14 protein-coding genes are annotated in these 12812 nt (G+C 68.6%); 9 read left to right on the plus strand and 5 right to left on the minus strand.

The features are described 5' to 3' along the window. Positions 1-8: 8 nt before the first annotated feature. Positions 9-857, plus strand: a complete 849-nt coding sequence (locus ACW179_RS07205) for an alpha/beta hydrolase (RefSeq protein WP_492063619.1) — start codon at positions 9-11, stop codon at positions 855-857. 9 nt (positions 858-866) lie between these two features. Here the strand turns inward: ACW179_RS07205 and hemF are convergent, their stop codons facing one another. Continuing rightward, on the minus strand, positions 867-1739 hold the full coding sequence (gene hemF, locus ACW179_RS07210; protein WP_492063620.1) for an oxygen-dependent coproporphyrinogen oxidase: 873 nt from the start codon (positions 1737-1739) through the stop codon (positions 867-869). A gap of 116 nt (positions 1740-1855) precedes the next feature. Here hemF and rnhB point away from each other — a divergent pair, with 116 nt between their 5' ends. Continuing rightward, positions 1856-2467 carry a ribonuclease HII gene (rnhB, locus tag ACW179_RS07215; RefSeq protein WP_492063621.1) on the plus strand — a complete coding sequence of 204 codons (612 nt, stop codon included), beginning with the start codon at positions 1856-1858 and terminating at the stop codon, positions 2465-2467. A gap of 8 nt (positions 2468-2475) precedes the next feature. On the opposite strand, the gene ACW179_RS07220 is transcribed toward rnhB, so the two are convergent. Further along, a complete protein-coding gene (locus tag ACW179_RS07220) occupies positions 2476-3645 on the minus strand; it encodes an acyl-CoA dehydrogenase family protein (RefSeq protein ID WP_492063622.1) in 1170 nt (389 codons plus the stop codon). Between the two features lie 185 nt (positions 3646-3830). On the opposite strand from ACW179_RS07220, the gene ACW179_RS07225 reads away from it, so the two are divergent. Genes ACW179_RS07225 through ACW179_RS07235 form a run of 3 tightly spaced genes read left to right on the plus strand, consistent with a single transcriptional unit; the run spans position 3831 to position 5598 of the window. Then, positions 3831-4907, plus strand: a complete 1077-nt coding sequence (locus ACW179_RS07225; RefSeq protein WP_492063623.1) for a site-specific DNA-methyltransferase — start codon at positions 3831-3833, stop codon at positions 4905-4907. Between the two features lie 60 nt (positions 4908-4967). Continuing rightward, positions 4968-5153, plus strand: coding sequence for a hypothetical protein (locus ACW179_RS07230; RefSeq protein ID WP_492063624.1), 186 nt, complete (start codon positions 4968-4970; stop codon positions 5151-5153). Between the two features lie 10 nt (positions 5154-5163). Beyond that, the gene (locus ACW179_RS07235) at positions 5164-5598 is read left to right on the plus strand and encodes a hypothetical protein (protein WP_492063625.1); all 435 of its coding nucleotides are present in this window, start codon (positions 5164-5166) and stop codon (positions 5596-5598) included. Here the strand turns inward: ACW179_RS07235 and mutY are convergent. Next, positions 5595-6638 carry an A/G-specific adenine glycosylase gene (gene mutY / locus ACW179_RS07240; protein ID WP_492063626.1) on the minus strand — a complete coding sequence of 348 codons (1044 nt, stop codon included), beginning with the start codon at positions 6636-6638 and terminating at the stop codon, positions 5595-5597. The genes ACW179_RS07235 and mutY overlap by 4 nt on opposite strands. Positions 6639-6684: 46 nt before the next feature. On the opposite strand from mutY, the gene ACW179_RS07245 reads away from it, so the two are divergent. The 4 genes from ACW179_RS07245 (at position 6685) to smc (ending at position 12079) form a co-directional block, all read left to right on the plus strand. Further along, positions 6685-7230, plus strand: coding sequence for a DUF721 domain-containing protein (locus ACW179_RS07245; protein WP_492063627.1), 546 nt, complete (start codon positions 6685-6687; stop codon positions 7228-7230). 129 nt (positions 7231-7359) lie between these two features. Continuing rightward, positions 7360-7986: a DsbA family protein gene (locus ACW179_RS07250; protein ID WP_492063628.1), complete on the plus strand. Its 627-nt coding sequence runs from the start codon at positions 7360-7362 to the stop codon at positions 7984-7986. Positions 7987-7998: 12 nt separating this feature from the next. Further along, positions 7999-8613, plus strand: coding sequence for a DsbA family protein (locus ACW179_RS07255; protein ID WP_492063629.1), 615 nt, complete (start codon positions 7999-8001; stop codon positions 8611-8613). Between the two features lie 19 nt (positions 8614-8632). After that, positions 8633-12079: a chromosome segregation protein SMC gene (gene smc, locus ACW179_RS07260; protein ID WP_492063630.1), complete on the plus strand. Its 3447-nt coding sequence runs from the start codon at positions 8633-8635 to the stop codon at positions 12077-12079. Here smc and ACW179_RS07265 read toward each other — a convergent pair. Then, positions 12025-12192, minus strand: a complete 168-nt coding sequence (locus ACW179_RS07265; RefSeq protein ID WP_492063631.1) for a hypothetical protein — start codon at positions 12190-12192, stop codon at positions 12025-12027. The two genes, smc and ACW179_RS07265, sit on opposite strands and share 55 nt — an antisense overlap. A gap of 37 nt (positions 12193-12229) precedes the next feature. After that, on the minus strand, positions 12230-12790 hold the full coding sequence (locus tag ACW179_RS07270) for a hypothetical protein (protein ID WP_492063632.1): 561 nt from the start codon (positions 12788-12790) through the stop codon (positions 12230-12232). Positions 12791-12812: the final 22 nt, after the last annotated feature.

Below are 12812 nucleotides of genomic sequence, written 5' to 3' on the forward strand. Positions count from 1 at the left end.
CTGGCCTGATGACTCTCTATCTGAACCTTCGGCAGGGCGCTCTGGGCTACGGGCTGCGTGACGTTCCCGATCCCCTGGAGGGGGACGGGCTGGTCGCCAAGCCGACCCTGAAGCTTCTCAAGGACGCGGACTTCGCCGGGCGTCTGGACAACAAGTCCGTGGTCTTCGCGGTTCATGGCTTCAACGTCTCCTACGAGCGGGGCCTGCGTTCGGTCGCGCGACTGGAAGCGGCGCTCAAGCCCTTGCTGCCCAGTGATTTCGTTGTCGTGGGCGTGCTTTGGCCGGGCGACTTTCTGATCCCGGCGATCAACTATCCCGGCGAATGGCGCGATGCGGTCAATGGCGGTCGCCATCTGGCGCGCTATGCCGACACCTGGCTGCGACGGGCGCGGGATATCCATTTTCTGTCGCATAGCCTAGGTGGCCGCCTTGCACTGGAGGCGACGGCGAGGCTGGACCGCAAGGCAGGTAGGGTTTGTCTCACGGCGCCGGCCACCGACGACGACTGCCTGGAATGCCCCTATGACGCCAGCGTCAGCAACGCCCAGGGACTCACCTATCTGGCCTCAAAGCGGGACATGGTTCTGAAGGCCGCCTATCGCATCGGGGACTGGGCCGGCGACCTGTTCTTCGGCGATGACGACGCGGCATCCCGCGGTGCCTTGGGCTGGCATGGCGCACGATGGCCGCGCTCAGAGCAGGCTACGATCCGGGGCGAGCAGATCGACAAGACCGACAACTACGGCCACGGCTCATACTTTCCGCCAGGCAAGATGGCCGAAGTCCCCACCCCGCAGCACGCCCGCGTCGCGACCTATGCCGCGCAGTTTCTGCAGGGCGGCCCGGCGCACTGGTGAAAAAGGGCCCTAAGGCCACTTCACCGCCGGCGGCATTGAGCTGAGGATCGACTCGACATTGCCTCCGGTCTTCAGCCCGAACATCGTGCCCCGGTCGTAGAGCAGGTTGAACTCCACATACCGCCCGCGCTGGACCAGTTGCTGCTCGCGCTCGTCGGCGGTCCAGGCCTCGCCCATTCGGCGACGCACCAGGGTGGGGTAGATTTCCAGGAACGCCCTGCCCACGTCCTGGGTGAAGGCGAAGTCACGGTCCCAGTCGCCGCTGTTGTGATGGTCATAGAAGATGCCGCCGATGCCGCGCGGCTCATTGCGATGCGGCAGGAAGAAATACTCGTCGCACCAGGCCTTGTACTTGGCGTGCCAGTCGGGGTGGTGGGCGTCGCAGGCGCGCTGATAGGCGGCGTGAAAGTCGATGGCGTCGGGGAAGTCCTGCTGACGCTGATAGCCCAGCAACGGTGTCAGATCACCGCCACCGCCAAACCAGGTTTTCGTCGTGGCGATGAAGCGCGTGTTCATGTGCACGGCCGGTACGCGCGGATTGGTCATGTGGGCGATCAGGCTGATGCCGGTGGCGAAGAAGCGCGGGTCCTCGTCGGCGCCCGGCATGCCCTTGGCCATTTCCGGCGTGAAGGTCCCGAACACCGTCGAGACATGGACGCCGACCTTCTCGAACAGGCGCCCGTTCATCATCGACATGACGCCGCCGCCGCCGGCCGCCCGGTCCCAGGGCGTACGCACGAAACGGCCCGGATCGCCGGGATAGAGGTCGGCGGGCGCTTCATCCTCGAGAGTCTCGAAGGCGGCGCAGATCTGGTCGCGCAGGGTTTCAAACCAGACCCGGGCGCGGGCCTTCTTGTCGTCGAGATCGGCGGTGGTGCTCATGGAAAGCCGATTAGTCGCATCGCGGGCGAGGTGCAAATCCGCAGCGGCGCCTAAGGGCTTTTGCGGAGGGCAGCCTCGCATTCCCAGGCCCGGCAAATCCGCTTAAAGAACCGCCCATGCGCACTGGTCCTGACATGTCCCTCGAACTGGCCTGTGGCCATTGCCTGGTCTGCGGTGTCGACGAGGCGGGACGGGGCCCCTGGGCCGGACCGGTCAGCGCCGGGGCCGTAATCCTCGATCCAAACCGCATCCCCAAAGGCCTCAACGACTCCAAGAAGCTCACCGCCCGGGCCCGGGCGGCGCTGGAGCTGGAGATCCAGGAGGCCGCCATCGCCTGGGGCGTGGGTCTTGCCAGCGTCGAGGAGATCGACGCGACCAACATCCTCAAGGCCACGGGCCTGGCCATGCGCCGCGCGGTGCAGGCCCTGGCGGTGACCCCGGCCTTCGCCCTGGTCGACGGCAACTACCGGTTCGACCTGCCGTGCCCGATCCAGACCGTGGTCAAGGGCGACGCCCTGTCGTGCTCGATCGCCGCAGCCTCGATCCTGGCCAAGGAGGCCCGCGACCGGATCATGGTCGAGATGGACGCTGTCCATCCCGGCTACGGCTTCGCCGGCCACAAGGGCTATCACGCCGCCGTCCATGTCGCGGCCCTTCAGCGGCTCGGCCCCTCGCCGATCCACCGGTTGAGCTGGGCTCCGATCAAGGCCCTGCTCGCCCAGAGCTAGCCGCCCGCTCAGATCCCCATCTGCCGCGCGGCCAGGTCGCGCATGATCTCTTCCGAACCGCCGCCGATGGCGTTGACCCGCACCTCGCGATAGATGCGCTCGACCCGGCTGCCGCGCATATAGCCGGCCCCGCCCATCACCTGCATCGCTTCGCGGGCGCAGTATTCCAGGGTCTCGGTGGCCTGGACCTTGAGCAGGGCGATCTCGGCAATCGGCTGCTCGCCCTGCTGGATCCGCCAGGCCAGGGTCTCGAGCCAGGCCTGGGTGACGCTGATACGCTTGTACATGTCGGCCAGCTTGTGGCGGATCACCTGGTGGTCGGCGAGGCGCTTGCCGAAGGTCTTGCGCTCGCGGGCCCAGGTGATGGCGTCTTCCAGACAGACCCGCGAGAAGCCGACGGCCCCGGCTGTCATGCCGATCCGCTCGCTGTTGAAGTTGCGCATGATCCCGGCAAAGCCCTGGTTCTCGGCCCCGATCAGGTTTTCGACCGGCACGCGCACATTATCGAAATAGAGGGTGGCGGTGTCAGACGCCCACCAGCCCTGCTTCTTCAGCGGCGTGCGGCCAAAGCCCTCGCGGTCGCGCTCGATCAGCAGCAGCGAGATACCGCCCGCGCCTTCGCCACCGGTCCGCACCGCCACGGTGTAGAAATCGGCCCGCATGCCGCTGGTGATGTAGGTCTTGCCGCCGTTGACCACATAGTCGTCGCCGTCGCGGCGGGCCGTGGTGGTCAGGGCGGCCACGTCCGATCCGCCCGACGGCTCGGTGATGGCCAGGGCCGAGATCTTCTCGCCGGCCAGTACGGGCGGAATGACCCGCGCCTTCATGGCCTCAGAGCCCAGGGTGCGGATCGGCGGCAGGCCGATGCCGTGGCTCATCAGGCTGGCATTGACGCCGCCCGCGCCGTGGCGGGCCATCTCCTGACTGGTGATGATCGACATGAACGGGTCGGACGGTGAGCCGCCGTATTCCTCGGGCCATCCCAGCCCCAGCAGGCCGATCTCCGAGGCCTTGCGATAGAGTTCGCGGGGAAAGCTCTCGGCCTCGTCCCAGGCGTCGACGAAGGGGGTGATCTCCCGCGCCACCCAGCGGCGCAGGGTGTCGCGCCAGGCGAGATGATGATCCTGGTAAAAGGGGCTGAGACGGCTGGCATCCAGCCGGTCGAGCGGGCTTTCCATGGCATTCTCCCGGATCGCGCGGCCCGTCTGTCGCGGGCCTGGCGCCTGAACCGGGAGCATCGGGCGGGCGACGCTAGGGAAGTAAACAGCCCTCAGGCGGCTCTTAATCTCTCGCTAACCACATATTTCAATGAGCCGTTTACCAGGAAGACTCATGATTCCGCTCTACTTCTTGAGGACGCGACATGACCTTCGGGCCGGAAACCATCATCCAGGGCGACTGCATCGAGGCGATGAACGCCCTGCCCGAGAAGTCGGTCGACCTGATCTTTGCCGATCCGCCCTATAACCTGCAGCTGGGCGGGGATCTGCTGCGTCCCGACAATTCCAAGGTCGACGCGGTCGATGACCACTGGGACCAGTTCGAGAGCTTTGCGGCCTATGACAAGTTCACCCGCGAATGGCTGAAGGCCGCCCGCCGAGTGCTGAAGGACGACGGCGCCATCTGGGTGATCGGCAGCTATCACAACATCTTCCGCGTCGGCGTGGCCGTGCAGGACCTGGGCTTCTGGATCCTCAACGACGTCATCTGGCGCAAGTCCAACCCGATGCCCAACTTCAAGGGCACCCGTTTCGCCAACGCCCACGAGACCCTGATCTGGGCCTCCAAGAGCCAGGCCGCCAAGCGCTACACCTTCAACTACGACGCCCTGAAGATGGCCAATGACGAGGTGCAGATGCGCTCGGACTGGACCATCCCGCTGTGCACCGGCGAGGAGCGCATCAAGGGCGCCGACGGCAACAAGGCCCACCCGACCCAGAAGCCGGAAGCCCTGCTTTACCGGGTGATCATGTCGACCACCAAGCCGGGCGACGTGATCCTGGATCCGTTCTTCGGGGTCGGCACCACCGGCGCGGCCGCCAAGCGCCTGGGCCGCCGCTTCGTGGGCATCGAGCGCGAGGCAGAGTATATCGAGCACGCCAAGGCCCGCATCGCCAAGGTCATCCCGATCGCCCCGGAAGATCTGGACGTCATGGGCTCCAAGCGCAGCGAGCCGCGCGTGCCGTTCGGCACCATCGTCGAGAGCGGCCTTCTGAGTCCCGGCGACACCCTGTTCTGCTCCAAGGGCGCCCATGCGGCCAAGATTCGCGCCGATGGCTCGATCACGGTCGGCGACCTGTCGGGCTCGATTCACAAGATCGGCGCTCTGGTGCAATCGGCCCCGGCCTGCAACGGCTGGACCTATTGGCACTTCAAGACCGACGCGGGTCTGGCCCCGATCGACGTACTGCGGGCCCAGGTCCGGGCGGGGATGAACTAGAGGTCTTATTTTCGCGCCCTCACCTTGCGCAATCCCGCGCGAAGTGAGAGCGTTCACCTTATGATCCGGATTGGAAAACTCTTCGGCGAAAAGGCGGTCGTCAGCCCCGTCGCCTTCCAGGATGCCCGCAACGGCAGTGTCCTGCGGACGATTAAACGTCCGGATGGCAGCAAGGTCGTCAGCCTGAGCCGCGACGCCCATGAGCGAGCCTTATCGCGGGCCAAGTCCGTGCTGGCTGGCCGGTAGGTCGGGGTCTTTGGCGGCCAGCAACTACAATCCGGTCTTCGACCAGTTGGTCCGCGCATCAGACGACATTCAAGGCTTTATCGCCTACGGGCTCTACAAGCAGGCGAAGCGCGAATGGCTTCAGGGTCATGAGGCCCGAGAAGGGCGCGCGCCGACGGCGACCGAACTGCGAAGCTTTTCCCGCCAGTGGACGCCGACGACGCTCAAGGCCTTTCGCGAAACCGCCGATAGCGCCTTGTCGGGCTATGCCCAAAGCGTGCTGGAAGATGAGACGCCAGCTATAGAACGCGACGCTCTGGCGCGTGGACGCCCTCTTTGGAAGGACGTGATGATCGGCGTCGTGTCGGCTCTGACCTACTCCGTGATCTTGGTGATCGCCGCCTTCTTGCTGAAGATTTTCGGCAACGACTTCCTTGATGCTTTGGCCGCGTTCGCACGTCGCTAGATCAGCCGCTCGCCCGCCAACGCCGCCTTCAGGAACACGCTGGGCAAAGCGCTCAGCCCCTCGGGCGTTGTCCAGACGAAGTCGCCGTCGCCCTCCGCGGCGAACACCCGCAGGGTCAGCGAGAAGTGCGTGAAGACGTGCTCGACCGCGCCCCGGTCGCGCCAGGTGCCTACCACCGGCGCGACAGCCAGCGCCTCCTCATCCGACCACGGAGCGTTGCGCCAGTCGCTGGTCGGCAGGCCCAGCATGCCGCCTAGCAGGCCCTTAGGCGGGCGGCGAACCAGAGCGACCTCGTCGCCGCGCGTCAGTAGCCAGGCCACGCCATAGCGCCGGGGGCGCTCAGCCTTTTTGGTCTTGCGCGGATAGGTCCCTGGCGCGCCGGTCTTGAGGCCTTCGCACCAGGCCGAGATCGGGCACAGATCGCACAGCGGCGACCTGGGTCGGCAGACGGTTGCGCCAAGGTCCATCAGGGCCTGGGCCCAGTCGCCGGGACGGTCAGCCGTGACCAGGTCGCCCGCCAGCGCCTTCAGTTCCGGCTTGGCGTCGGGCACGGGGGTCTCGACCGCAAACAGCCGCGCCATCACCCGCTCGACATTGCCGTCGACGACATTGGCCGGCCGGTCAAAGGCGATGGCCGCCACGGCCGCCGCCGTATAGGCGCCGACGCCGGGCAGGGCGCGTAGGCCCTCCTCGGTATCAGGAAAGACGCCGCCATGATCGACCGTCACCGCACGCGCGCAGGCCAGCAGGTTGCGGGCACGGGCGTAGTAGCCGAGCCCCGCCCAGGCTCCCATCAGCTCGCCATCCTCGACCGCCGCGAGGTCCGAGACGGTCGGCCAGCGCTGGGTGAAGCTGAGGAAATAGGGCGTGGCGTGCGGCACGGTGGTCTGTTGCAGCATCACCTCCGACAGCCAGACCCGGTAGGGATCGCCGCGCACGCCCTCGCGCCGGTCGGCGGGGCCCACCCGCCAGGCCAGGTCGCGCGCCTGTCGGTCGTACCAGGACAGCAGGGCGCTGCGGAGGGCGTCGCGATCTTTCATGCGCCTCGCCTACCGCAAGCGATGGGCCTCGTGCTAGCCTGACCTGATGGCCCGCCGCCCCCTGCCCACCGCCGAAGAAGCCATTGCGATCCTCACGCGGCGTCGCACCCGGCCGCCGATGCGGCCGCCGCCGCCGGCCGGCAAGAACCTGGCCCCGCTGCTCAAGGCACTGGAGGCCAAGCATGGCCAGGGTCCCAGCGCCCTGCAGACCCGCTGGAAGGAAATCGTCGGCGAGCCCCTGGCCCGCCGCACCGAGCCCGTCCGCATCATCAAGGGTCGCAATGGCGAGGGCGGAGCCCTGGAACTGCGCGTTGATGGCCCGGTCGCCTCGCTGATCCAGCACCAGGCGCCGCAGATCACCGCCCGGCTCGACATGTTGCTGGGCAAGGGCGTGGTCACCCGGCTGCGCATCGTGCAGGGCCCGCTGAAGAACACCGCTGCGCCCGTCGTCCAGAAGCCGCGCCGCAAGCCGCCGCTCGACGCCGCCCGGGAACGCCAGCTCAGCGACAGCCTTTCGGCCCAGCCCGAGGGCAGCCTGAAGGACGCCCTGCTGAAACTGGGGCGCGCGGTGCTGCGCAACGAACCGCCATGAGCCTGTCTTGCTCACCGATTGACAACCCCGCCGTGATTGCGCTCATGCCAAGGCCTTATGCCCGCCGCTTTCGCGCGGCCTAAAGAATCGCGCTTTACTTCACTGCTCTTGCTTCAAGGAACACCGATCATGCGTCCGCTGACCCGCCGGCTCCTGACCGCCGCCGCCCTTACCGCCACCCTGGGCGTCGCGCTCGCCGGCTGCGCCAAGAAGGATACAGTCACCGCCGAAGACATGAGCCTGGGCGATCCCAAGTCCAAGATCACGGTCATCGAGTACGCCTCGGCCTCGTGCAGCCACTGTGCCCGCTGGAACGAGGAGGTCTATCCCGACTTCAAGAAGAAGTACGTCGATACCGGCAAGGTCAATTACGTCTATCGCGAGGTCCTGACCCCGCCCAACGAAGTGGCCGCCGCCGCCTTCCTGCTGGCCCGTTGCTCGGGCAAGGACAAGTATTTCCAGGTGGTGGACTCGGTCTATCGCAGCCAGGAAGAGATGTTCACCACCGGCCAGTACCGCGAAGTTCTGCTGCGCGTAGCCCAGGCCGCCGGCATGGACGAGGCCAAGTTCAACGCCTGCGTCACCGACGAAAAGGCGCTCAAGGCCATGAACGACCGCATCGAAAAATACAGCCGCGAACAGGACATCCAGGGCACCCCCACCTTCGTCGTCAACGGCAAGAAGGTGGGCGCGGCCGAGGGCGGCGAACGCAGCCTGGCCGAGCTAGACGTCGCCATTGCTGAAGCCTCCAAGTAGGGGCGGGCCGCTTTGACTTTCGACCGTCGCGCGCTGATCGCTTCTGGCCTGGCCCTTGCGGCCGCGCCGGTGGCGTCGGCGCGCGCTGCGCCCTTGCCGGCCGCGCCGGGCGACATGCTGATGGGCTCGCCCAAGGCCCCGGCCCAGCTGGTGGTTTTCGCCTCGCCCTCCTGCCCCGGCTGTGGTCACTGGTGGACTCATGACCTGCCGGCGATCCGCAAGACCTATATCGACACCGGCAAGGTGCGACTGGTGTTCCGCGAGTTCCTGACCGGGCCGGTCGAGTTCGCGGCGGCGGCCTTTTTGCTGGCCCGCCGGGTGGGGGCGGCGCGCTATTTCGCCGTGCTCGACATGGTGTTCGCTCGGCAGTCGGCCATCTTCCAGAGCGGTGAGCTTTGGGAGGGCCTGCTCGCGATCGGCAAGACATTTGGCCTGACCGAGGCCCAGTTCACCGCCGCGCTTCAGGACCAGGCCGCCCTGGCCGAGCTGAACAAGCGGGTCGAGACCGCGGCCCTGCGCGATGGCGTGCAGGGCACCCCGACCTTCATCCTGGATGGCCGTCGTCTGCAGGGCGAGGTCACGATCGACGTTCTGAAAAAGGCCCTGGCCGTTCCGGCCAAGGGCTGAGGCGGGAGGGGCCGCCTCCGTGCAGTTTCAGCGCCTTCGCCTTACGGGCTTCAAGTCCTTCGTCGAGCCGACCGAGTTTCGGATTGAGCCTGGCCTGACGGGCATTGTCGGTCCCAATGGTTGTGGCAAGTCCAACCTGCTGGAAGCCCTGCGCTGGGTGATGGGGGCCAATTCGGCCAAGGCCATGCGGGCCGGCGGCATGGACGACGTGATCTTCGCCGGCAGTGGCAATCGCCCCGCCCGCAACCACGCCGACGTCACCCTGACCATCGACAATGCCGACCGCACCGCGCCGGCCCAGTTCAATGACGATCCCGTGCTGGAGGTGGTGCGCCGCATCGACCGGGGCGAGGGCTCGACCTATCGCATCAATGGCCGCGAGGTGCGGGCTCGCGACGTTCAGCTGCTGTTCGCCGACGCCTCGACCGGGGCCAATTCACCTGCCCTGGTGCGTCAGGGTCAGATCAGCGAGCTGATCGGCGCCAAGCCCCAGAACCGCCGCCGCATCCTGGAAGAGGCCGCCGGGGTCTCGGGCTTGCACACCCGTCGCCATGAGGCGGAGCTGCGCCTGCGGGCCGCCGAGACCAATCTGTCGCGACTTGAGGACGTAGCGCGCGAGCTGGAGACGGCGCTGAACCGGTTGCGGCGCGAAGCGCGGCAGGCTGAAAAATACAAGCGTCTGTCGTCCGAGATCCGCGCTGTGCAGGGCGCGGTACTGTTCGCCCGCTGGAGCGAGGCCCGCGATACGCTTAATCGCACGCAAGGTGAGGCCACTGAGGCTGCGCGAACTGTCGAAGACACAGCCCGCGCCGCCGCCGCCGCCCAGGTGGAGATCACGCGGGCCGAGGCCGCCATGCCGCCGCTGCGCGAAGAGGCCGCCATCGCCCAGGCGGTGCTGGGCCAGCTGGCCATCCAGAAGGACCGGGCCGAGCGCGAGGCCGACGCCGCCGTCGCCGAATTCCAGCGCCTTTCGGCCGACCTGGCCCGCATTGACGATGACCGGACCCGCGAGGCCCAGGCCCGTGACGATGCTGTGGCCGCCCTGGCGCGCATCGAGCCCGAACTGGCCGAGATCAAGGCTCTGGTCGCCGCCGCGCCGGAACGGGGTCCCGAACTGGCCGCCGCCGCCAGGGCGGCCGAAGAGGCCCGCGCCGACGCGGAAGCCGTGGTCGAACAGCTGGCCGCACGCGCCGCCGCCGAGGAGGCCAGGGCCCGCGCCGCCGCCGCTCGCCTGGCGGATGCTGAAGGGCGCTTGGCCCGCACCGTGCGGGCGCTGGATCAGGCGAAGGCCGAGCGCGCGGCCCTTGGGCCCGAGACCGATCCAGCCGCCGCCGACGCCCGCCAGCGGCTGGACAATGCTCAGGCCGCCCTGACCGCCGCCCGCGCCGCGCTTGAGACCGCCGAAGCCGAACGCGGCAAGGCGGCCGAGCAGGAGGCGATGGCCCGCCAGCTGGCCCGCAGCCTTGAGGATCAACTGGGCCGACTGAAGACCGAGGCCCGGGGCCTGGCCCAGCTGACCGCGCCGCGCGGCAAGAGCGGCCATGCCCCGGCCCTGGACGCCGTCTCGCCCGACAAGGGCTATGGGGCCGCCCTGGCTGCGGCCCTGGGCGATGACCTTGACGCGGCGCTCGATGCCCGCGCCCTGTCCTATTGGGGCGGCGCGGATGCGGCGGCACCGATGTGGCCTGAAGGCGCCCAGCCTCTGGCCCCGCTGGTCAAGGCCCCGCCGGAACTGGCGGCGCGCCTGGCCTTCGTGGCGGTGGTCGAGCGGGCCGATGGCGAGCGCCTGCAAAAGGCCCTGCAGCCGGGCATGCGGCTGGTCTCCCGCGAGGGCGACCTGTGGCGCTGGGACGGCTTTGTGGCCCGGGCCGATGCGCCTCGGCCGGCTGCGGTGCGGCTGGAGCAGCGCACCCGCCTGGCTGAGGTCGAGGCCGAGATCGACATCACCGCCCCGCGCGCCGAGGCCACGGCGGCCGCCCTGAAGTCGGCGTCCGACCGGCTGCGGGCCGCCGAAGACGCCCTTCGCGACAGGCGCCGGGGACCGCCGGACGCCGAGCGCCTGCTGGCCGGGGCCCGTGACGCGGTGGCCCAGTTCGAGCGCGCCGCCGCCCTGCGGGCCGCCCGGGCCCAGTCGCTGGACGAGACCATAGCCCGTTTCCAGGCCGAACATGCCGAGGTCGAGGCGGCCCTTACCGCCGTTCGCGCCGAGCAGGCCGGTATGGGCGGCGCGGCTGATCTGGCCCCGCAGTTGACGCAGGCCCGCCAGGCCGCCGCCGCCGCTCGCGAAGCGGCCGGCGCGGCCCGCACCGCTCTGGATGTTGAAACCCGCGAGCGGGCCGGCCGACAGCGCCGGCTGGAGGGCTTGGAGCGGGATCGCGGCGACTGGGCCAGGCGCGCCGACGGCGCGGCCAAGCGCTCCGAAGCCCTCGATGCCGACCGCGTCAAGGCCGCCGCCGCCCTGGAGGCCGCCCGCGAGGCACCCGACGCCCTCAAGCAGAAACTGCTGGTCCTTCTAGACGAGTTCGCCGCCGCCGAGGCCCGGCGCGCCAGGGCCAGCGATGCCCTGGAGGCCGCCGAGACCGCTCGCCTGCACGCCGACCGCGCCGCCCGCGCCGCCGACCAGGCCGCCGGCGAGGCCCGCGAGCGCCGTGCCGCCCTGGTGGCCCATCTGGACGGGGCCCGCGCCCGCTTTGCCGAGATCGCCGGCTCGATCCGCGAGTCGGTACGGATGGAGCCCGAGGAGCTGGGCCGCCACGTGGCCGGCGAGGCCGTGGCCGTGCCCAAGGACGCCGCCGGCGTCGAGGCCCACCTGCTGGCCCTGGAACGCGAACGCGACGCCATCGGCCCGGTTAATCTGCGGGCCGAGGAGGAGGCCCAGGAATATGCCGCGCGCCTTGAGGTCATGCGCACCGAGCGGGCCGACCTGTCGGGCGCCGTGGGCAAGCTGCGGGCCGGGATCGAAGAGCTGAACGCCGAGGGGCGCGAGCGCCTGCTGGCCGCCTTCGAAGTGATCAACGGCCACTTCCAGACCCTGTTCCAGGCCCTGTTCGGCGGCGGGCAGGCCGAGCTGCGGCTGGTCGAGAACGACGATCCGCTGGAGGCCGGTCTGGAGATCTATGCCTGCCCGCCCGGCAAGCGCATGGCCTCGATGAGCCTGATGAGCGGCGGCGAGCAGGCCCTGACCGCCAGCGCCCTGATCTTTGGCGTCTTCCTGGCCAACCCCGCCCCGATCTGCGTGCTGGACGAGGTGGACGCGCCGCTGGATGACGCCAATGTCGACCGCTACTGCAACATGCTCGACGAAATGCGCCGCCGCACCCAGACGCGGTTCATCGCCATCACCCACAATCCGGTGACCATGAGCCGTATGGACCGGCTGTTCGGCGTGACCATGGGGGAGCGCGGCGTGAGTCAGCTGGTCAGCGTCGACCTGTCGACGGCCGAGCAGCTGGTGGCGACGCAATAGGCGGCTGGCTTCGGCGCAATCTGGGCGGCGTGGTCGCTGACCACCTCGCCACCACGCCCTGTCAGGTTGACGGTCTGGGTGATGGGATCGCTCCTACGATTGGCGCGATCCATGATCCCGGCCGGTGATCGGCAACCGTTGCGGTTGACCTCAAGGCGCGGGGGGTGGCCTTTTCAGGTCGAAGGCGACGCGGAACAGGCGACCGGGGCGCGACAGTTCATAGGTGAAGACGCCGTCGCTCGCGCCCAGGGACCAGACATTGGTGTTGGACACCGCACGGTCAAGGCGGGTGAACAGCGCCTGTGACTCAGCGTCCACGGGGAAGCGCTGAAGGGTGTCTGAGCCGGGCTCGGTGGTCTCGCCGCCATATTGCGAGAGGGCGTCTTCGGTCCCGTCGGCGTGCCGGTGATCGTGCTTGAGGCGAAGCCGCCCGTCGTCCAGCCGGGTGATGACCCAGGTGCGAGAGCGATCTTCGCCCACTTGGAACGGGATGCGGATCTCGCGTGCGTCGCAGCGCGCAACCGTCATGACCAGCCGGGCCTTGCGGAACGCATCGTCAACGGCGTCGCCTGCGACCACCTGGCCGGTAAAGGTCTGGCCGCAGATTTGGCTGAGGCGGGCGAAGAACTGGTCGGCGGGGGTCTGGGCGACCGCTGCAGCGGGGGCCGCCGCCAGGCTCAGCAGGGCGCACAGCGCCAGGATCGGCTTCATGGGTGTTGCCTTTGTCGCAGAG

The organism is Caulobacter sp. AVps18, from assembly GCF_058681425.1.